This window comes from Candidatus Woesearchaeota archaeon, assembly GCA_030651135.1.
Classification (GTDB): Archaea; Nanobdellota; Nanobdellia; order Woesearchaeales; family JACPBO01; genus JACPBO01.
Window position 1 is genome coordinate 102420 of record JAUSCS010000010.1, and the last position, 18835, is coordinate 121254.

Genomic DNA, 18835 nt, shown 5'->3' on the forward strand with positions numbered 1-18835 from the left:
TTTATAAAGTATTATGGTAAAATAATAATCATTATTTAGTAGTAAAAATAGAAAGATTTATAAATAAAATCAGCATTATCCCTATATGATGGATAGAAAAAGTCGAACAAGCGTAATAAAAAACAATATAGCAGATATAGTTAAGAATCCTGAAAAAATCTGGCTAGGCGCAAAAAAACTTTTTTGGCAAACACCTGCAGAAATACTTGTCGGAGCAAGTTTAATATGCGCTCTTTCTGGCGGCATAACATATATGTTTTGCAGCAGCAAAACACCCCTGGCATTTTCTGAAATAACGCAGATCAAAAGAGATGCGCAGTATGCAGGCATAGAAGTTCCAGCTGCTACTTCATACCTTGCCGGTCTTAATGACATAAATATGAAAATCTTTGAACGCTCAAATTTAGCAAATAGCGGCGGAAAATTATCCCTTAGAAAGTTTGCATTTGAGCTAGAGGTTGAGATGGATCCGGCATTAACGCACCACCACCATCCGCTTTATTTATTACTAAAAACAGTTCCAGAGGATGCAAAAAAATTCAAGGATGAGCTTAAAGAATTTGATGAAGCAAGAAATGAGATTCAACCAGTGGCTCAGACTTTTGAAAAATCATGGAAAGTAAAAAGGCAGGATTACGACAAGCCTGTTGTGAAAACACGAACTTATACTGATTCTGATGGCAACACCCATACAGAAACATATGTTGAATATGAATATGACTATTCCATTTACTTTCATACATACTTTAATGATATCGGAGAGAGAGCATCAAAAAACCTAGATGAGTTTTTAAAAAAGCATCCAGAGCTAAAATACGGCAAAGTCATAAGAACAGCATCTCAAACCAATGCAGAGGGTGAATGGGCAGCTGAAGTAAGCAGAGACAAAAATGCGAGACTTGATAAAATTACTCTGGAAAGGATTGCATCTACTTGGAAAATCGGCTCAACATTTAATGGAAATTTGTCGGTAATTGGCCAATATTTGAGGGAACTCAAAAAGGATGCCAATGTCTGGAGGCAGACTAAAGATAAAGTTAAGCCCCAATACAAAACAAGAAAAGAAACAACAAGCTGGCCAGGCCCGCCAGAATATCTTATGTGCCAGCAAGCTAAAGATGACGGGCTTGAAATGCAAAAATCAATCAATGAAATATTCGCAGGAATAGGCTTGGCAGAAAACCAGCTGCCATTGCTTGAAGCTGACACCAGAGAGATAATTGCTGTTGAGCTTGACCGCAAAAAAGGCAATTCTAAACAAATATACAACAGAATGATGGACAGGTGCAAGAAGGTTTATGCAGCTAACTTCAAGAAAGGCTTTGATGTAAGTGACAAAAAAACATATATTGTTGGGCTTATGCTTGTATTAGGGGCATTTGCCGGTGGATTATTGGGGTTGGGCGTTGATAGGGCTGCAGAAAAATATGGCTGGTGGGATCCGGAAACACATACTGCTGAAAATGCTTTTAGCAGATATCGGAAATATAAACAGCATTACTAAATTCGTAGCACATCATAAAAACATTTATATAATGAAATTTTATTCTATTGCTGATGGATTACTTTGACTTGAAGTTTAAAGAAAGCGGAAACATCGAATCTCTTTTTTCTGACTGCTTTGGAAGGGCGTGCAGGCTGTTGGGATTCAATCTCAATGAAGAATATAACTCTCACAGGGAAGACAAAGGCAATTTTATGAAATTTGAGGACGATGCTGTGATTTACATTATAAAGCTGTGCAGCTCTTTTGTAAATCCCTCTGCAAGAGCAAGGTTCAGCAGGTATGTAAACGACAAGCAGGAGATTATAAATATTGTTGAGAAAAAAGACAGCAGGCTGAAATTTATATTTTACAAAACAAATGCCGATTTTCTGCTGCTGAGCTTCGGAATTGTTTCTGATGATCAAATTAATCATGAAAGCTCAATTGAAATGGGCAAGTACTGCTACAGATTTGCATCCGCCTACAGGCAGGAGCTAAGATTCGGTGATGATGATCTGGGCAGCGTACTGATGAAGATGGCAGCCAACTTTGAGAAATATGCTGATATCCTTGCATGTATGAAAAGAAACCAGTTCAGCCCCTATAAGATGTACAATGATGATGAATTCTCTGCTTTGGTGGATAAAATTCATTGATACCCACAGGTCATGGAAGGAAACCGGGGCGGGAAAGGAAAAATTAGAAAGCCTGAAAGAAAAGATAAATGACAGAGAGCCGGGCCGTATAACTAAAGTTTTTTGAGTAAAGCTTAAAAATAACAACGCTTCTTTCATCATTAATGAAAACTCTTTTTATCGCAGCAAAATACAAAGGCGAGGTAAAGATTGATCCAAAGGCATTTGAAAAGCTGCCTGACAGGGTTGGCTTGGTCAGCTCAGTGCAGTTTCTTGACAGATTAAAGGATATTAAAAAAGATTTTGAAAAATACGGGAAAAAAGCAATTATCGGCGGCCAGATACTTGGCTGCGATGCTTCTGCTGCAAAAAACATTGAAAAAAAAGTTGATGCTTTTCTGTATATTGGAGATGGCGCTTTCCATCCTATAGGCATTGCATTGAAAACAAAGAAGGCTGTATTTACTTATGATCCTGCAGACAATGTTTTTGACAAGATAAGCGATGATGAAATCTTAAAATATAAAAACAGGCAGAAAGGCGCGTTTCTGAAATATCTGAGTTCAACAAATATCGGAATAATAGTTTCAACAAAGCCAGGGCAGGAAAAGTTAAAGGCAGCGTTAAAGCTAAAAGATCATTTGGAAAGGAAAGGAAAAAATGCATACATCTTCACCGCAGATAATATTGATCTTAACGAGCTTGAGGACTTTCCATTTATAGAGTGCTGGGTGAATACAGCATGCCCAAGATTAAGGGACGATTTCGAAAATACAGCAAAGACAATAATAAATTTAGAGGAAATATGACTCTATGCTTTGCAACTGGCTCGATTTACAGGATGTACAAGTCTCTCGATAAACAAATTGAGCGCATTAAAAGATTTAATTTTGATGGAATTGAATTAACCTTGGGCAAAGTAAAGCAGCTTAGAAAGTTTAAATTGAAACAATCAGCAATAAAATATCTAAGAACCCTCAAATATAACAGCGTGCATGCTCCTTTTGGGCATAATTTTAAGAATACAACAAGATCCCGAAACCTGCTTAAAAAGATTGAGGAAATCGCTTCTTTAATAAATGCAAAGCACATAAATTTTCATCCCCACAAAATAAAGCATTATGATGATATTTTGAACATGAGATTTAAAGCGACAATCGAGAACATGGAAAAAGGCGCAGGTGTGAAAAGCGCTGCATTGAAAAAAATATTCAGGAAACACCCTAAGCTGGGCTATGTGCTGGACACAACTCATCCGACAATGTATTCGGTCAATAAAATAGGGAAGCTTTACAGATTATTTAAAAACAAATTAACTGCAGTTCATCTGAGCGGCGCAATAAAGGGCAAGCTTCACCAGCCATTGAGCTTATGCAGCAAAGCGCTTATTGAAGAATTAAAATTTATAAAAAAACTGAAAGTGCCGATAATAATTGAGGAAAATTTTGGGCCTGGAGAAAAAGGAATATTGGAAAAGGAGATAAAATTCATAAGAGAAATGCTAGAATGAAAACACCTGAACTTCTTGCGCCTGCTGGAAACTGGATAATGCTGAGGGCAGCAATAAATGCAAAAGCAGATTCAATATATTTTGGATTGAAGCAGCTGAATATGCGGATGACTGCAGGCAATTTTGAACTGAATGAATTAAAGAATATTGCTGCAGAATGCCGCAAGAATAAGATTAAGGCATATTTATGCCTGAACACGATTATTTATGACAGGGAGATAAAAGAATTAAAAAACATTTTAAGAAAAGCCAGGGAAGCAAAAATAGATGCGATAATCTGCTGGGATTTTTCTGTTGTGAATGAATGTGAAAAATTAAATCTGCCAGTTCATCTGTCAACACAGGCGTCAATGAGCAATTTTGAGGCAGTAAAGGCATTGAAAAGCAAGTTTAAAAATATAACCAGAATAAATCTTGCAAGGGAATTGAGCCTGGAGCAGGTAAAAGATATAATTAAAAAGATAAAACAAAATAAACTAAATGTTGAAATAGAGTGCTTCATCCACGGCGCAATGTGTGTCAGCATTTCCGGAAGATGCTTTTTAAGCCAGCATTTATTCGGCAAATCAGCGAATAGAGGCGAATGCCTGCAGCCATGCAGAAGGGAGTATGTTGTTTATGATCCTGAAGACAAATACAAATTAAAATTGGGAAGTAGCTATGTAATGAGTCCGAAAGATCTGTGCGCTTTGCCTTTTATTGACAAACTGATCGAAGCAGGAATCAATGCTTTCAAGATAGAGGGAAGAAACAGAAGCCCGGAGTATGTAAAAACGGCAGTAGAATGCTACAAAGAAGCAATAAGCAATTATAAAAAACTAAACGAAATAAAAAACAAGCTGCTGAAAAAGCTTAAAACAGCCTATAACCGCGGCTTTTCATCCGGGTTTTACCTCGGTATGCCGACTGCAAAGGACTTCGCAGATGCGTATGGCAGCAAAGCGACATCAAAGAAAGAGTATGTTGGCAAAGTTTTAAATTTTTATAAAAAAAGCAACGTTGCATTAATAAAAGTCGAAAGGCTTGGCTTTGGCATTAACAGCGAGCTTATGTTTCAGGGTAATAAAACAGGCGTTGTGAATGAAAAAGCTGAAACGATCCTGAATGACAGGAATGAAAAAACAAATAAAGCTAAAAAAGGCAGCATTGTGACAATAAAATTAAAAAATGCTGTAAGGGAGAATGATAAGGTTTATTTGATCAAACATTTCTGACTAAAGATTTTTCTTTTTCTGCCATAGAACCAGAACAACATCAAAAACAACAACAGCAGCAAGAAATAAAATAAGCAGAGGCATTAAAAATCTATTTGCTGTTTTTTCTTTTGCTTTTTTAGCTGTGATGTTTTCTTCAGAAGCCATATTCGTGATCGTTATGTTATCAATAGAAACATTCGTAATATTCGCAACTGCTGCGGCTGTTATTTTCTCCGCCTTCTCACTCTTCTTGGCTGTTATCGCAAAATAGCTGAAGCCAGGCGAATTTGCGTCATAGTACACATATTTGTCGCTTTCACTTGCCTTTTTTGTTGTTAATTCGTTCCATTTATCTGTGTATCTCACCAAAACAACATCAGAATCTTTTATTCCCTTTTCACTCAGCCATGATTTTTCAACTACAAACTGTATCTTTGCAGAGCTTATTGCTGCATCCTGGATGTTTGATTTTGTAACCTGCACATATTGGTATGTTGTTCCTAACGGAACATCTATTCCTATTGGCGGAACTTCCTTTAGATTTTCAAACTTTATGTTTGCATTTTCAACATTTGCTGAAACTGCAAGCTGAACGCTTGCGAATGCTATTTTTTCTTTTGGAAGCGACATGGTCTTTATTTCCCCTGCTGTTAAAGAGAATATGAATGTTTGGGAGCTTGATGCTGCTGCGCTTGCACTGCCGCCTCCGCCACCACCTCCGCCTCCTCCGCTACTGCTGCTTCCGCCGCTGCTGCCGCCGCAAGTGTAGCTTCCTCCTGAGCATGCGCAGCTTGAGCTATAAGTTGAGCCGGAATAGCAGCTTATTGTACAGGAAGCGCCGGGATAGACTGCTGAATTGCTGTCATCGCAGTCTGTTCCGCTGAAAGAGGTTGAGACAATGCCATCTCCGTCTAAGTCAGTTGTTATATTGAGTATTATTGTATTGCTTAATGCAGAGAGATTATTTGAAGCATTAAATGCAATTGATGTATTTCCAGTCCAGTTTTCAGCAGGTGTTAATGTAGCAATTGAGCCGTTTATTGAAACTGTCACATTTACCGGAGCAGTTGTATTTGTGAAATTCATTGGCTCGCCGTCAGGATCAGCAAAATAAAGGCTGAGATTGATTGTCTTGTTTGCGTTTTTATACCATGTCTGATTTGGGATTGTAACATTCAATATGGGTGCTCTGTCAGAATTATTCACAGTAAGATTCCAGTAATTTGTCCTGTCAAGAGATCCGTCTGAAACAACAAGCGTCACATTGTAGCTGCCTGCTGAGCTGAAATTTGATGTGTAATTCCAGTTCTGCGATGTGACTTGAATAAGGCCCTCCCGCCTCCATAAGTATGTCATATTATCGCCGTCTGGATCAGAAGATGTGTGGTTGAATGACGCTGTCTCATTCTCGTTTATAGAGAATGCAGCTGTATTCGGCGCGAAAGAGTCTATTGACGGCGCCCTGTTTGTGTTATTGACAGTTATTGTTATTGTTTCCGATAAATTCACAACCCCATCTGTAACATTAAAGACAGCAGAATAATTTCCAGCTTGAGTAAAGTTAGGAGTCCACTCAAATGTGCCATTTGATATGTTAAGAGTACCGTAACTGAAATTTGTGCCATAAGTTAATGCCTCATTATCAAGATCAGTCCCATTTATTTGTATGATTAATGTTGAATTCTCTGCTACTGATTTATTGCCGATTGATGCCAGAACAGGTGCTGAATTTTGTATCGTGATGTTTGAGGAGTTTAATGCTGTTCCATAAGCTGTTCCATCTTTGGGAGTTACTTCGCAGCGCCATGTCTGGTTTTTTATGAGATGAGTGGAATTTATTGTTGTTGAATTTTCAAATGTTACATTTACTGAATTATTTAAAAACCATCTTATCTTTGTGCCGCTTTCTGCATCGCTGTCTGGGTCTGAATAATTATAGCCGCATGTTATATTGTTGGCTTTTGTTGCATTTTGAGGAGTAATGTTCAGATTTGAAATAGAAGGAACCCTGTTTGTATTGTTTATTGTGAGATTCCAATACAGGTATACTGTCACGTCGCCATCTGAAACATAAGCTGTAAGATTATGATTGCCTGCTGAAGTGAAATTGGCGTAAAATGTAAAGTTCTGGGTTGTTGCATTTTCAGCTGCGTCAAACTTCCATGAGAATGTCAATGTATCATTATCGGCATCAGAAACAGATATGTTGAACTGCAATGTAGAATTCTCCAGCATTGAATAGTTTGATATTGGCGAGAAAGAATCTATTGACGGCGCTGCTGAACTGTTTCTTTGTATACTCCTTGTCTGGGAATAGCCTGTATTGCTGAACGAGTCTATGCCAATAACCCTGTAAGAGAATGTTCCATTTGTTATTGTCTTGTTAAAAAAGAAATTTGTTCCAGTGCCGTTCATTGTTGTATTTGTGTTGTTCCATTCCAGCAATGCAGAAGTCAGGATCTCATTTGTTGTTACATTTATGTAAACTGTGCTGTTCTTTGTTATTGTGCTGTTCGGCGGAGTGGGCCCGACAAAGGTTATTATCGGAGCATTTGTATCAATAGATGCCAATGCAGGCCATAAGTCAATTCTTGTAAAATTAAGGTTTGAGCCAGAGCTGTCTGTTATATTTTTGCCTATCTTTAATGCGTTTTCAACTTGCAGGGATGTCAGCGATGCTCCTGTTTCAAGTTTCCTGTACTGCCTCAGCAATGCTGCTGCTCCTGCTGCATGCGGAGTTGACATTGAAGTTCCGCTAAAAGTTGCATAACCGCTTGTTGTATAAGTTGAAGTTATGCTCACGCCCGGAGCCAGCACATCTGTTATGTTGTTTCTGTTGTAAGAAATTGCATCATTGCTGTTGACGGCTCCTACTGATGTTGTATTCTGTATGCATGCCGGAGATACAATTGCTGTTTTATTGCCGTTATTTCCTGTTGCTGCGAAAACAGAAATATTTGCTGCGATTGCAGAATTTATTGAAGATGCCATTGATGCATAAGAATCATCGCAGTAGCTGGTGTACAAAGCAGAAGTGCCAAGGCTCATGCTGATTACTGTTATATTGTACCTTGATGCGTTATTGACGCACCAGTCAATGCCTGCTATGATGTTGGCCGTTGTTCCAGTTCCAGCTGAATTAAGTACTTTGACTGCTATAATGCTTGCATTATTCGCAACTCCCTTATATGTATCATTCATCGAAGCTACAATGCCTGCCACATGAGTTCCATGGCCATTGTCATCATCAGGATCCCAGTCTGTGTTGACATAATCATATCCGCCAAGAACCTTTGTGCAGTTTCCCCCAAGAAATGTTGTGTTTGTGCAGTTTCCCAAAGCAGGATGGGTGTATTGGATGCCTGTATCTAAAATGCACACTGTCTGCCCTAATCCGGTAAGATTTGTCCCATTGTAAGTCAGCCCCCATAACTTGGTTGCATTTATCTGCGGAGCGCTTGCTGAAAGGGCAATCTGCATCGGATGGTCGTATTCGATTGCCTCAACATCGGGGTTGTTTTTCAGCTTGTTAAATGCAGAGCGCTTTATTTTTGCGGAAAAAGAGTTTACAATGGAATATCTATGATTCGCTTTCAGCTCATTCTCTGAGAATTCTGAAATAACGCTTTCCTGATTGTTTTTTCTTTTTTCTTTTTTCTCGTTAATATTGAAATTATCCAAATTCAGGTCATCTTTTAATTTTATTATTACATCAACTTCGCTGTTTGTTTTGAATTTCTCATCGACTTCATCATCGATTTTCAGGGCGTGCGCTATACTCGCAGATAAAACCAATGTAAAGATTGTTAAAATCAGAAATACAGCGATATTTGGATTCACGTCTTTTTTCATTCTCTATATCATTTATGTTTGAATGTCAATTTTGTTTATTATTCCTGTTCTATCAAAGACCGCAGATCCTATCCCTTTTCCGACGAAAAAAGACTGCTGCGAAAATGCTTCTGCGAGCAGGTCAATAAAGCTCTTCTTTTCAGTATAGCCGAATGCAGAGATTGTTATATTCAGCGTATTTGCAAGGTATTGCTTTGCAGAGTCTATATCGCCAAGCTCATCAACCAAGCCAAGATCCAAGGCCTCTATTCCCAAAAAGAAAACACCTGTTGATATTTCATCAATTTCTTCATCTGTCAGCAGCCTGTTTTGGGCAACTTCGTCAATAAAGATCTGGTGTATCTTATCCAGCTTTTCCTGCATTATTCCTCTTTCTTCAGCTGTTAAGTTTTTCAGCGGGCTTCCAATGTCTTTTTCACTGCCTGCAACCAGTCTTTGGTAAGTTATGTTGTACCTGTCCAAAAATCCAGAGATGTCAAGATAGGATCCAATAACTCCAACAGAGCCTGTGATCGACATCCTGTTTGCGATTATATAGTCTGTCGCAGATGCTATCCAGTAAGCTCCTGATGCGCCTTCCTCCCTGATTACAGCAACAGTTGTTTTGTTGAGCTTGCTTATTCTTGCTGCAATCTCATCCGATGCAACTGCTGAGCCGCCAGGAGAATTTATATCAAAGATTATGGCTTTCACATTGGGATTGTTATCTGCCTTGTCTATGTTTTCAATGACCTTTGTCGAGGATGCAACTATATTGCCGAATGAGCTGTATGATTCATCAGCCATTATAATGCCTTTTATTGGAATGACTGCAGCATTTCCGGATTCAACTGGCGCTGAAGCAAGCAGTGCTGCAATGCCTGCAAAGATCATGCTGAAAAAACCCAGAACAGCAAGAACAATTATGACAACAACCCATTTGTTCATTTTACCACCTCATAAGCTTGGACCACTTTTGTACTCGACAGCTTTTCTGTAAATCTTTGGCCTTCCCTGTTGAATAATATATGAACAGGATCCAGCACCCATAATAAGAAGAACGGAAATATCGGGATTATAAAAAGGTTTCTAACTAGAGCCTGCCAGAGCTTGATTTCCTTAGGTTCAATGTGTAAGTTAAGAAGCATCATGCCGGCTGTCTGGCCTAATTTATACTGCAAAATAACAAAGTAAAGCATTGCAAGAAGCGATATCATCAGTGTAATGAAAAATAATGCTGCGTTTGAATTTTGATTTGACAGCAGATAGGAATATGCTTCATTAAAAGACCCGCCCGGCATTAATTTCAATAATACATTCCGGAATGGCTTCAATATTATGAAATTTATAATTAGCAGGTCTGCAAGAAATGCAAGGATCCTTCTTAACAGAGGAGCATTTACAGCAATCAATTTCTTTTTTGGGAGTTTCATATTCGGTTTGAAGAAGAGATTATATTTAAATGTGTTGATATTACTGTAAGATTCCAAAATATCGCAATCTTTATAAGACAATCCTCATTTCTTCAATCCAAATGCAAGAACGATCACGCGCGCCTCGCGCGCCGCCAACACCGGAAGAGATTGAGGAAGAGATCAGAAGAGTCAAACTTCCGCGAGGCAAGCAGTGCATCGGAATTCTTGATCAAAGATTGGGCGCTTCCAGAAATAGGGTAAGATGCTTTGACGGCAAAACAAGGATATGCAGGATTCCTGGAAGAATGAAGAGAAAGCTGTGGGTCAGAGAGGGCGATGTTGTCCTGATTGAGCCGTGGGAGCTCGGCGGAGATGACAAAGGAGATGTTGTTTTCAAGTACAGGCCTTCTCAAGTCCAGTGGCTGAAGAAGAACGGCTATCTGAAGAACTTGGCAGAGTTTGAAGCGTTTTAATATGATCTGAGTTTTTATAGTGAATAAAGGGGTGAATAAGCCTCTAAGTTTTCTTAGAGCGGATTTAAAATGCTGGAAAAAAAGCTGATACAACGGGCAGATGTCATGGTATTCCCAATTTGGATGGGTGGCGGTGTAGGGTATATAGACAGAGAACACCCTTTGACGGGCAAGAAAATTACTTTTGGACATTGGGCTTCTGAAGCAATGAAAAGGAAGTGGGAGAACAGGCTAAATGATATGGTTAATGATGAAAATTCTATTTTAGTGGTGGTTTCTGACTGCGGCACAAGCAAGTGGTACGCAAAGAATAATAATGAAAGTTACAGGTACAACAAAAAAATGAAAAAAATGCTTGGAAAAAGGTGCATTATAGTAGAAGAACATACCGTAGATTCCCATGAGTTTTTTCATAAAGAAAAATTCAGGAAAAGTATCTTAAAACGCCTGTTGAATGCAAGAAGATATTGTATGTATGAAGATACGCAGGTTTATGGATATGGCCATCACTGGGGCGATTGTGTGCCCAACATAGGCAGAGAAGCTACAAAAAGCTCGGAATTGCCGATTGATAACTTCCATGCATTACACGATTTATCTGTCTTGTGCCATAAAGGCATACTAGAACGCACTGTACACAAATATAATGAAGCTCTCTATAATGAAATTGTCAGACATCCGGATGTTGTGGTAAACAGGGATATTTTTAATTATTTTTTTAACAACAAATCCCCTCTGGAGGTCAAGCACATAGTCAAGAAAACAGGTAATTTAAAAGAATTGCTTATGGCTCTGGGAGAATCATTCTATAAGTATTGCAAGATTCGCGCTGAACATAGAAATCAGCTTTTAAAGGCATATAATAAATAGAACCCCTTTCTCCTTTATACCACTCCAAAATAGAAATCTTTAAATATTCTTTATTGTTTTGATTGATTATGATGGGTGGCAGATTGCATTTTGCAATATTGATCGTGATGTTTCTTGATATAGTGGGCCTGATAAAAGCGACATTCGGCATAGAGGGAATTTTCATATGGCAGCTATTCCTGACTGTCATTTTTCTGATATCCGGAATTTCAATAATGTACCTTCTGCTTAAAGAAGAAGATGTATGGGCATGGCCTTATGTTTATTTTTCTGCTGTGCTGGTTGATGTCATTTACCTTTATTTCCTGACAGGCGGGTCTTTCATGTTATTTTTACTTGCTCTGTTTACAATAATAGGCATGCTTGCTTCTCTGAATATTGTTAAAAAAAAGGAAGCTAAGGATAAAGATTTTTATGATGCTAAAGACATTGTTAAAGATATTGAACTGGAGCCTTCTGAATCAAAGTATTCTGTTGAAACTTATGAGCCAGGCAAGTATGTTGCAAGCAAAAACGCCAGCTATTACCACGCGCCAAAATGCGACTGGGCAGAGAAGATCAATGCAAGAAACAGGGTTTGGCTGAACAGCGACGAAGAAGCCAAGAAGAAAGGGTATAAGAAGCATGGCTGCTTGAAATAAAAATCTTAGTGGTGATCAAAATGCAAGAATCTACAACTAAAAGCAAAAGAAATTCTGATAGCGATATAGGAAGTCTTGTAAGCAATGTGTTCAGCTTAAACGGCATAGGCGATATAGGGCTAAGAGCTCCAATAAAAATGTGGACGTTTATGTGCAAGTCAGACAGGCATTTAAGTCCCAATCGGGATCTTTTAATAAAATATTTCGGAGAACCCAAGGTATATAGAAAAGACAGGCTTTCCAAAGATATGAAAAAGGCAATAGCAATTCTTGATCGTTATTGTATTTTTGCTTTACATGGACAAGAAGTTTTTGGAAAAAAAATTGAAGAAAAAGTCATGGACGTTGTCGTTATATGCAATCATGGCCAAAATCCAAGCATCAACGGATATGCTGCTACATACTGCATTGCCAGAATTGAAGATTTTAATAAATACAAATGACAAAACATTACAAAGCAATCTTCTTTGACGCCGCCAGGACGCTTATTGAGCCGTTTCCTTCAGCAGGCCATATATACTCTGAAGTTGCTGAAAGTTATTCTGTTTATGCTGTTCCTGAAAAGATAGGCATTGCATTCAAGGAGGAATTTTCAATCAGAAAGCAATCCTTCTACAAAAACAATTTCAAGACATCAGAAGAGATAGAAAAGAATTGGTGGCATGATCTTGTCTATGCTGTTTTCAAAAGGTTTGATCAGGACTTTGTTGACCGCAGTCATTTTGAAGGATTCTTTAACGAGCTCTTCAACACATTTGCTGAGCCTAAACGCTGGAAGCTCTATGATGATGTTAAGCCAACTCTGACTGAACTTAAGAAGAAAGGCAAAATATTGGGGATAGTTTCAAATTTTGACTCAAGGCTATTGGCATTATATCATGGCAAAGGCCTGAACAAATACTTTGATTTTGTAACAATATCCGCTAAAATCGGGGTGTACAAGCCAGGAAGGGGGATATTCAGGAATGCAATAAAAAAATCCGGAGTCCATACTAACTCAATCCTGCATATAGGCGACAGCCTTAAAGATGACGGGGAAGGCGCCAGAAATGCAGGAATAGATTTTCGACTCTTAGTCCGACCATCTGATGACGGCGCAATAACTGTGTCTCATGACGGCGTGCAGACTATTTCATCATTAAACGATATTTTAGAGATATAAATGGCATAATTATTTTTTCTTTAAAAAATAAATTATTAAGATAATGACACCTATTGTAACAGCAGAATCCGCAACATTAAAGGCAGGCCAGAATCTGAAGTCAATGAAATCAACAACATAGCCCAAAAATATCCTGTCAATTAAGTTGCCGGCTGCGCCGCCTAAAACCAGTGCAAATGCTGTTGTGGTTATTTTGTTTTTTATAATTTCACCATAATAATACAGAATAATGCCGATTATAATTACAGAGACCCAGATCAAAACAGAATTAAAACTTCTGAACAGCCCGAACCCTGCGCCGGTGTTTTGGATATAAGTGAAATAGACGGTGTTTTTGATCAAAGGAAAAGACTGGCCTAATGCCAAATAATTTTTAATCAAGAATTTTGTGAATTGGTCAAAAAGAATAATTAAAACAGGTATTAAAAAAAATATCAGAGGGTTTATGGATTTTTTGTTTTCTTTCAGGATTTTTTTCATTATTTGTTTTATTTTGAATACACTATAAAAAACTTTCTCTAAATTAAGGCATTAAAAATCTTGAGCTATAAATTCTAGTGGAAATCTGAAAGATTGCAGAGGTTTGATAATTGAAATTATATATTCTTCTCAACACTTACAGCACCAAATACAATACACAAAAAGATTTAAAAAGAAGCATTCTTACTAGCATATAATGGCCTCTAAAACCCATACTGGCGGAAACTTTGAATTTGTTGATGACGGAAAGAAATTGAGTCATACTGAAAGTACAGAAGACTTCACTGAGAGTTATAAAAAATGGGTAAATAGGCCCTATTACAAGAGGGAGTGGTTCTGGAAAACTATAATTGTTCTTATGATTTTAGTAATCATCATCTATTTTTTATTTTACTATATTGGTAAGACTTAATAATAACTCTGAGAGCTCAATTACCATCCTTTCTTAAACTTATACCCTTCATCGCCCTGCATCAATCTTTCAACTGTCTTGAGCCTTTGATCAATTGCGTCTAATGTCGCTTTTATAGCATCTAACTTGCTCGCTAATAAGTCTATGTCGCGGTTTGTGCCTGTTGGCTGCTGCTGATATGGCTGGGAAGATCCAAACTGCCTCTGTGTTGTTGATGAAGGCATAGATGGAAAAGACTGCCCCGTGGATTGCTGCGGATAAGGTGAAAACGTCTCGGGAGCTGCAGAATTCTGGCCGTAATTGGTTGGCAGTCCAAGCTCATCAGTTGGAGGTTGGCCATATTGAGGCTGGTCAAATCTTCCAAAGCCAGCTTCGCTTCCTAATTCTGGACCTAGATCAAACTCCTCTTTTTTCTTCCTTCCGAACCACAAAAAAGCCATAATACACCTCTTTTTAGGGATAGGAGTATTGCAGGTTTTTAAAGCTTTTTATTTTTGCACGTTTCGTTAAGCGGGCATTTGATGCAGACTGGAGATTTTCTGCAGTAATTCTTGCCCAATTCAACCAATAAGGCATGGTATTCATTAAAGATCTTATGCTTTTTTTCCAAATTATCCATGAATAATTTCTGCAATTGCGCGTATGTTTTTTCTTTAAATCCTAATCTTTCAAAAATCCTTTTTGTATATGCATCAATGACAAAGATCGGCTTCTGGAATGCATACAGAATGACGGAATCTGCTGTTTCCGGGCCGATGCCTTTGATGCTCAGCAATGTTTTTCTTAGTTCTTCAATTGGTAGTTTTTTTAGTTTCTCTACAGAATTTTTCAATAAAAAATCCGCCATAATCTTCAATCTTTCAGCCTTTTGGTTGTAATAGCCTGAAGGCCTGATTAAATCTGCAAGCTTTTTTTGATTTATTTTTTTCAGTTTTTCAAGATTAATTAAATTGTTTTTGCTTAAGTTATAAAGCGCTTTCTCAACATTCTTCCAGCTCGTGTTTTGGGCGAGTATTGCGCCGATTATGATCTCAAGCCTGTGCTTGTCATTTCTGGGATCTCCTGAATGATGCATTGTTTTATAGCCGGAAACAGTCAAAGGCCACCATCCTTGAGGGCCGAAGTTTTTGAATAGTTGTTGGTATATATGCAGCAGTTTGTTCATTCTATTTTATGGCTCAAAGCCTTTTCTATGCCATTGGCGTTCAAGCTCTTTTTCCAATTTTGAAAAAGCATACTCCGAGTATTTGCCGTCTCTCATGTATACCTTACTCCAGTCGCGGAACAGGAAAACAATCCATTTTATCTTTTTTTCATCTGCTCTTGCAGCACGCCCTTGATTCTGCTCATGCAGCATAACTGCTTCTATCATTATTTTGTCAGATCCTGCTGCTTTTTTGACTTCTGCTTTCCAATGGACTTCTTCTCCCTGATTTTTCCTGGCTTTAAGATCGCCAACAATTAATTCACATATTTCAAAGTATATGTTCTCAGCATCCTTTTGGTTTATTGAATACTCATGGCGGACTTGGCTTATAAGCCACTCCTGCTTGAGAGCATCGTATTCGGGCAGCATTCCTCTTTTAATCATTTCTCTTATAATCTGCAGCGGAATTGAATTATCGTACTGCATGTAGCCTGATTGCTTTAGCAGAATGTTGTATGCTGCCTCAAATGTTTTCTTTAAATATAAGTCGGCAATGCGGTTATTGGCTGCAAACAGGATAATCTCATGAAAGATTTTCCTGACAATGCTTAGCGTCTCTTCTGGCTGCTGTTCATCAGCTAATGATTTTTTCATTTCTTCTTTAAGACTGTAGTCGAGCTGATATTTCGATCTTAGATCTGAAAGCTTGACTTTTGCATCCAGATCCTCTCTTAAAAGATGCGCAATAATGTATCTTTTTCTCCAGTCTTTGCGATTTTCTAAAAAAACAAAGAATGCAGGAAAAGCCCTATGATCTGAAGGTTTAATTGTTGGATCTTGCTCATAAACAATATCGAACATGCCTGCTCTTGCCGGATAATTTTCTTCAAGTATTTTGCGAATCTCTGCGATTATGTTTTTAATTCGGTTTATGCGCGCAGCTGCCTTTTTTCCATACCACTCATTTTCTCCCTCGAAATGCTTTTCTATCTCTGCGATAAGCCTGTTTACAGCCTCTGCTTCGCTTGCCCGCATGCTGTCTGTCAGGTTTTCCTGCTTCAGCATTATCTGAAGATCCCTGCGAAGCGTGTATAACGGCGTGATTAAAAACTCGAAGTCCTCATAATAGCCTGTTTTAATCTTTTTTTCTTGGATTTTTGCGTGCATATCAATCAGGTCTTGGATCAGCTTTTCATCAACAAGCTCCAATTTCTCTATCTGGTCTTTGTGCCATTTCCACTTATTTGGAAGTATGCCTAATTTTTTTAATTCTTCAATATGCTGCAGAAGCCTTGCATTGATGTTTCTGTGGAATAATGGCATGTGATGGCATTATCTGTCAAATATATAAATATGTTTATTTAAAAAAACAACAAGAACCAGCAAATATCTGCGATTGAAAGGTGCAGATTTCTGTTTCTTTAGATTTCACTGCGCCTTTTCAATTCAAATATATCCTTAAGCCGCCTGAGCCTGTCAAGTATTCTTGCATATTCCGGGCTGCCGCCTTCCAGCTTAAGTTTTTCTTGTATAGTTGCAAGCTTTCCTGCTTCATTCGTTATTTCATCCAAATTCATTGTTAGCGGATCCCTGAATTCTGAATGACGATGGGAAACTACATTTTTTCCAAGTTCCTGCTCTTCAGGTAGCAAACCCTTTAGCACATACTTTTTTGCTTTCAATTCCTTTATGTGTTTGCATTCTACCCTTGCAGGACATGTGCAGTTGTAATTGCCTTTGACATCCCACGTAAAATATAAATTGCCTTTTCTGCCCTCTGATTCGCTTCTTGTCTTCATTCTTCTGCCGACTTTGCCGCCTCCTAATTTCCATAAGTATTCCTTGCTTGTTTTAGTTGCGTATAATTCATAAACGAGATTTTCTATATAGGATAGTTTATCCTTATTCATCGCTTCTTCATAAATGGGTTTTTTAACATCCTTGTAATATCTTGTTTTTCTTGCTTCCCTTAACGAATGCATGAATTCCTTCTTTACATTTTCATTTTTTATAAACAAATAAAGCATCCTTTGTTTTATTTCTTCTTTTGGGACTCCTCTTTTCAGCATTTTATTTTTAATTTTTATTATTGCATTATACTTGTATCCATAACCAACCAGCCTTGAAACAATTATGTGAGGTGGATTTTCCTTCAGCAGCATTTCGTATTCAATTTCTTGACCCTTATAGCTTATCGCACCTTTTGTTATTAATCTCCCAAGCCCTGTATAATAAGACAGTATATTTGCTGGATTCATATGCTGCAGCATTTCCAATGGCACGCCAAGATTAGATCTAGGCACTTCAAACAGCTCAATGCCATCTATTGCATGGCTTAATGCTTCATAGTTTTGCCCAGGGTTTGCCTTAGGCCTTGATCTAAAGCTGAACAGCTCGTCAAGCGTTATCCCGAAATTAGGCAGGTTGTTTAGAATTTTAAGCATTTTAATATTCAAACACAATTTGTTTTTCTTTGCATCTAGTTTCTTTCTTTTCCCTAATACGATAGTTTTGTGAGCCTGGAATTTTCAATATGGTTTCGTATTCACCTTTCGCTCTTTTTATAGCATGCGTTCTGTGCAGATAATCATAGCCCCTTTTAACAAATGAATGGACAATCTCCGGCAATGATTTGTCCCTTACATCATCTACGCTTCTCTTGCTGTAAGTCCCTGCAGCAAAACAGAGTTTTTCCCAGTCTGTCAAGCTATTGTATATATCTGAGGGTATTTCAGGTATGCTTAATATACCATAAACAACTTTTTTCATTACATCTTTGTTCAAAGCAGTATAAAGGTTTGTGGCAAATTCATCAGATAAAGGCGCATCAATTTCGCTGAAATAATTGATTATTTTATCGCTCCACGCGTATTTCCAAGAACGTACATTGCCTCTTTGGCCGCCGCTTTCCTTCGGCAATAAATTCCAATTGCTTCTATCAGCAAAATTTATTCTTTCTTTTTCCAATTCAGACAGTAATGCTGGCCTTAAATAGTCAAAGCCTTCTAGTCTTTCTTCCAGTGCAGGTATCATCATAATTACATAAAATCAGCCACTATTTAAACCTTTCTATTTTTTAACCACTCTAAAGTAACACTTAAGAAATCAGCACAGCATCAACTGATCCACTCTGCCCTGGCCTTGATGTGATCCTTGCCTTGCCTGCTTCTGTGTCTATGATCGTTCCTTTTGTCATTATATTTCTTCTGACATAGTGCCTGTTGGCAGGGTTCTCCGTTATAGTTTTTATCTTTGCTTTAACGTATTTTTTTGTTTTCGGATCATACACATTGGCGACGTCTGTCGAAAGAAGCCTTTGCTTTATCATTCCACCCATAGCTCTGACTAGTCTTTTCCTTAATTCACCTAATTTCGTCAAAGAAGGCTCTCTAGCTAGCTCATTCAGCTTTTTCTTTCTGTAATCCTTGATTCTTCCGCCGCTCGCTTTTGTATTCGATCTGGATTGTGTCAATGCCATAAGCTGAGAAAAAGCGCCTTATTTATAAAGTTTTGGATTTATTTTTTGATTACTTTTGACAAGTTACAGATTGGAAAATTTTAAAAAGCCAACAGTATT

General features: G+C 38.0%; 21 protein-coding genes. 11 read left to right on the forward strand and 10 right to left on the reverse strand.

From position 1 onward, the window contains the following. Positions 1 to 85 precede the first annotated feature (85 nt). The 5 genes from Q7J54_06040 (at position 86) to Q7J54_06060 (ending at position 4845) form a co-directional block, all read left to right on the forward strand. On the forward strand, positions 86 to 1504 hold the full coding sequence (locus tag Q7J54_06040; protein ID MDO8741105.1) for a hypothetical protein: 1419 nt from the start codon (positions 86 to 88) through the stop codon (positions 1502 to 1504). Between the two features lie 53 nt (positions 1505 to 1557). Next, on the forward strand, positions 1558 to 2142 hold the full coding sequence (locus Q7J54_06045) for a hypothetical protein (protein MDO8741106.1): 585 nt from the start codon (positions 1558 to 1560) through the stop codon (positions 2140 to 2142). A 143-nt stretch (positions 2143 to 2285) separates the two neighbouring features. Further along, complete coding sequence (locus Q7J54_06050) at positions 2286 to 2930, forward strand: diphthamide synthesis protein (protein MDO8741107.1); 645 nt, start codon at positions 2286 to 2288, stop codon at positions 2928 to 2930. After that, positions 2927 to 3631, forward strand: a complete 705-nt coding sequence (locus tag Q7J54_06055) for a hypothetical protein (protein ID MDO8741108.1) — start codon at positions 2927 to 2929, stop codon at positions 3629 to 3631. The genes Q7J54_06050 and Q7J54_06055 overlap by 4 nt, the downstream gene beginning before the upstream one ends. Next, positions 3628 to 4845 (forward strand): peptidase U32 family protein, encoded by a 1218-nt coding sequence (locus tag Q7J54_06060; protein ID MDO8741109.1) that lies wholly within the window; start codon positions 3628 to 3630, stop codon positions 4843 to 4845. The genes Q7J54_06055 and Q7J54_06060 overlap by 4 nt, the downstream gene beginning before the upstream one ends. On the opposite strand, the gene Q7J54_06065 is transcribed toward Q7J54_06060, so the two are convergent. Genes Q7J54_06065 through Q7J54_06075 form a run of 3 tightly spaced genes read right to left on the reverse strand, consistent with a single transcriptional unit; the run spans position 4846 to position 10091 of the window. Next, positions 4846 to 8679, reverse strand: coding sequence for a S8 family serine peptidase (locus Q7J54_06065; protein ID MDO8741110.1), 3834 nt, complete (start codon positions 8677 to 8679; stop codon positions 4846 to 4848). Positions 8680 to 8691: 12 nt separating this feature from the next. Continuing rightward, entirely contained in the window at positions 8692 to 9606 is a 915-nt protein-coding gene (gene sppA, locus Q7J54_06070) for a signal peptide peptidase SppA (GenBank protein MDO8741111.1), read from the reverse strand. After that, the gene (locus tag Q7J54_06075; protein MDO8741112.1) at positions 9603 to 10091 is read right to left on the reverse strand and encodes an RDD family protein; all 489 of its coding nucleotides are present in this window, start codon (positions 10089 to 10091) and stop codon (positions 9603 to 9605) included. The genes sppA and Q7J54_06075 overlap by 4 nt, the downstream gene beginning before the upstream one ends. A 101-nt stretch (positions 10092 to 10192) precedes the next feature. On the opposite strand from Q7J54_06075, the gene eif1A reads away from it, so the two are divergent. From eif1A to Q7J54_06100, 5 genes are all read left to right on the forward strand, one after another. Then, positions 10193 to 10546, forward strand: a complete 354-nt coding sequence (eif1A, locus tag Q7J54_06080) for a translation initiation factor eIF-1A (protein ID MDO8741113.1) — start codon at positions 10193 to 10195, stop codon at positions 10544 to 10546. Positions 10547 to 10615: 69 nt separating this feature from the next. Then, positions 10616 to 11416, forward strand: a complete 801-nt coding sequence (locus Q7J54_06085) for a hypothetical protein (protein MDO8741114.1) — start codon at positions 10616 to 10618, stop codon at positions 11414 to 11416. A gap of 68 nt (positions 11417 to 11484) precedes the next feature. Continuing rightward, positions 11485 to 12057, forward strand: coding sequence for a hypothetical protein (locus Q7J54_06090; GenBank protein ID MDO8741115.1), 573 nt, complete (start codon positions 11485 to 11487; stop codon positions 12055 to 12057). Between the two features lie 20 nt (positions 12058 to 12077). Further along, positions 12078 to 12500: a hypothetical protein gene (locus tag Q7J54_06095; GenBank protein MDO8741116.1), complete on the forward strand. Its 423-nt coding sequence runs from the start codon at positions 12078 to 12080 to the stop codon at positions 12498 to 12500. Continuing rightward, complete coding sequence (locus Q7J54_06100; protein ID MDO8741117.1) at positions 12497 to 13219, forward strand: HAD-IA family hydrolase; 723 nt, start codon at positions 12497 to 12499, stop codon at positions 13217 to 13219. Before Q7J54_06095 ends, Q7J54_06100 begins: the two co-directional genes overlap by 4 nt. 9 nt (positions 13220 to 13228) lie before the next feature. On the opposite strand, the gene lspA is transcribed toward Q7J54_06100, so the two are convergent. Further along, entirely contained in the window at positions 13229 to 13699 is a 471-nt protein-coding gene (lspA, locus tag Q7J54_06105; protein ID MDO8741118.1) for a signal peptidase II, read from the reverse strand. A gap of 196 nt (positions 13700 to 13895) precedes the next feature. On the opposite strand from lspA, the gene Q7J54_06110 reads away from it, so the two are divergent. Then, a complete protein-coding gene (locus Q7J54_06110; protein ID MDO8741119.1) occupies positions 13896 to 14111 on the forward strand; it encodes a hypothetical protein in 216 nt (71 codons plus the stop codon). A gap of 20 nt (positions 14112 to 14131) precedes the next feature. On the opposite strand, the gene Q7J54_06115 is transcribed toward Q7J54_06110, so the two are convergent. The 6 genes from Q7J54_06115 to Q7J54_06140 all read right to left on the reverse strand — a co-directional run bounded on the left by Q7J54_06115 (position 14132) and on the right by Q7J54_06140 (position 18736). Next, a complete protein-coding gene (locus Q7J54_06115) occupies positions 14132 to 14551 on the reverse strand; it encodes a hypothetical protein (GenBank protein MDO8741120.1) in 420 nt (139 codons plus the stop codon). Between the two features lie 38 nt (positions 14552 to 14589). Then, a complete protein-coding gene (locus tag Q7J54_06120; protein ID MDO8741121.1) occupies positions 14590 to 15276 on the reverse strand; it encodes an endonuclease in 687 nt (228 codons plus the stop codon). Positions 15277 to 15282: 6 nt separating this feature from the next. Then, on the reverse strand, positions 15283 to 16581 hold the full coding sequence (locus Q7J54_06125; protein ID MDO8741122.1) for a hypothetical protein: 1299 nt from the start codon (positions 16579 to 16581) through the stop codon (positions 15283 to 15285). Positions 16582 to 16679: 98 nt separating this feature from the next. Next, the gene (locus tag Q7J54_06130; GenBank protein MDO8741123.1) at positions 16680 to 17702 is read right to left on the reverse strand and encodes a hypothetical protein; all 1023 of its coding nucleotides are present in this window, start codon (positions 17700 to 17702) and stop codon (positions 16680 to 16682) included. A 1-nt stretch (position 17703) separates the two neighbouring features. Then, a complete protein-coding gene (locus tag Q7J54_06135) occupies positions 17704 to 18294 on the reverse strand; it encodes a hypothetical protein (protein MDO8741124.1) in 591 nt (196 codons plus the stop codon). Positions 18295 to 18355: 61 nt separating this feature from the next. Next, positions 18356 to 18736, reverse strand: a complete 381-nt coding sequence (locus tag Q7J54_06140; protein ID MDO8741125.1) for a 30S ribosomal protein S8e — start codon at positions 18734 to 18736, stop codon at positions 18356 to 18358. Positions 18737 to 18835: the final 99 nt, after the last annotated feature.

Excerpts from the sequence above, each read along its gene's own strand:
- Q7J54_06040 (MDO8741105.1), top strand. The coding sequence starts at position 86 with ATGATGGATAGAAAAAGTCGAACAAGCGTAATAAAAAACAATATAGCA.
- Q7J54_06045 (MDO8741106.1), top strand. The coding sequence starts at position 1,558 with ATGGATTACTTTGACTTGAAGTTTAAAGAAAGCGGAAACATCGAATCT.
- Q7J54_06050 (MDO8741107.1), top strand. The coding sequence starts at position 2,286 with ATGAAAACTCTTTTTATCGCAGCAAAATACAAAGGCGAGGTAAAGATT.
- Q7J54_06055 (MDO8741108.1), top strand. The coding sequence starts at position 2,927 with ATGACTCTATGCTTTGCAACTGGCTCGATTTACAGGATGTACAAGTCT.
- Q7J54_06060 (MDO8741109.1), top strand. The coding sequence starts at position 3,628 with ATGAAAACACCTGAACTTCTTGCGCCTGCTGGAAACTGGATAATGCTG.
- Q7J54_06065 (MDO8741110.1), bottom strand. The coding sequence starts at position 8,679 with ATGAAAAAAGACGTGAATCCAAATATCGCTGTATTTCTGATTTTAACA.
- sppA (MDO8741111.1), bottom strand. The coding sequence starts at position 9,606 with ATGAACAAATGGGTTGTTGTCATAATTGTTCTTGCTGTTCTGGGTTTT.
- Q7J54_06075 (MDO8741112.1), bottom strand. The coding sequence starts at position 10,091 with ATGAAACTCCCAAAAAAGAAATTGATTGCTGTAAATGCTCCTCTGTTA.
- eif1A (MDO8741113.1), top strand. The coding sequence starts at position 10,193 with ATGCAAGAACGATCACGCGCGCCTCGCGCGCCGCCAACACCGGAAGAG.
- Q7J54_06085 (MDO8741114.1), top strand. The coding sequence starts at position 10,616 with ATGCTGGAAAAAAAGCTGATACAACGGGCAGATGTCATGGTATTCCCA.
- Q7J54_06090 (MDO8741115.1), top strand. The coding sequence starts at position 11,485 with ATGATGGGTGGCAGATTGCATTTTGCAATATTGATCGTGATGTTTCTT.
- Q7J54_06095 (MDO8741116.1), top strand. The coding sequence starts at position 12,078 with ATGCAAGAATCTACAACTAAAAGCAAAAGAAATTCTGATAGCGATATA.
- Q7J54_06100 (MDO8741117.1), top strand. The coding sequence starts at position 12,497 with ATGACAAAACATTACAAAGCAATCTTCTTTGACGCCGCCAGGACGCTT.
- lspA (MDO8741118.1), bottom strand. The coding sequence starts at position 13,699 with ATGAAAAAAATCCTGAAAGAAAACAAAAAATCCATAAACCCTCTGATA.
- Q7J54_06110 (MDO8741119.1), top strand. The coding sequence starts at position 13,896 with ATGGCCTCTAAAACCCATACTGGCGGAAACTTTGAATTTGTTGATGAC.
- Q7J54_06115 (MDO8741120.1), bottom strand. The coding sequence starts at position 14,551 with ATGGCTTTTTTGTGGTTCGGAAGGAAGAAAAAAGAGGAGTTTGATCTA.
- Q7J54_06120 (MDO8741121.1), bottom strand. The coding sequence starts at position 15,276 with ATGAACAAACTGCTGCATATATACCAACAACTATTCAAAAACTTCGGC.
- Q7J54_06125 (MDO8741122.1), bottom strand. The coding sequence starts at position 16,581 with ATGCCATTATTCCACAGAAACATCAATGCAAGGCTTCTGCAGCATATT.
- Q7J54_06130 (MDO8741123.1), bottom strand. The coding sequence starts at position 17,702 with ATGCTTAAAATTCTAAACAACCTGCCTAATTTCGGGATAACGCTTGAC.
- Q7J54_06135 (MDO8741124.1), bottom strand. The coding sequence starts at position 18,294 with ATGATGATACCTGCACTGGAAGAAAGACTAGAAGGCTTTGACTATTTA.
- Q7J54_06140 (MDO8741125.1), bottom strand. The coding sequence starts at position 18,736 with ATGGCATTGACACAATCCAGATCGAATACAAAAGCGAGCGGCGGAAGA.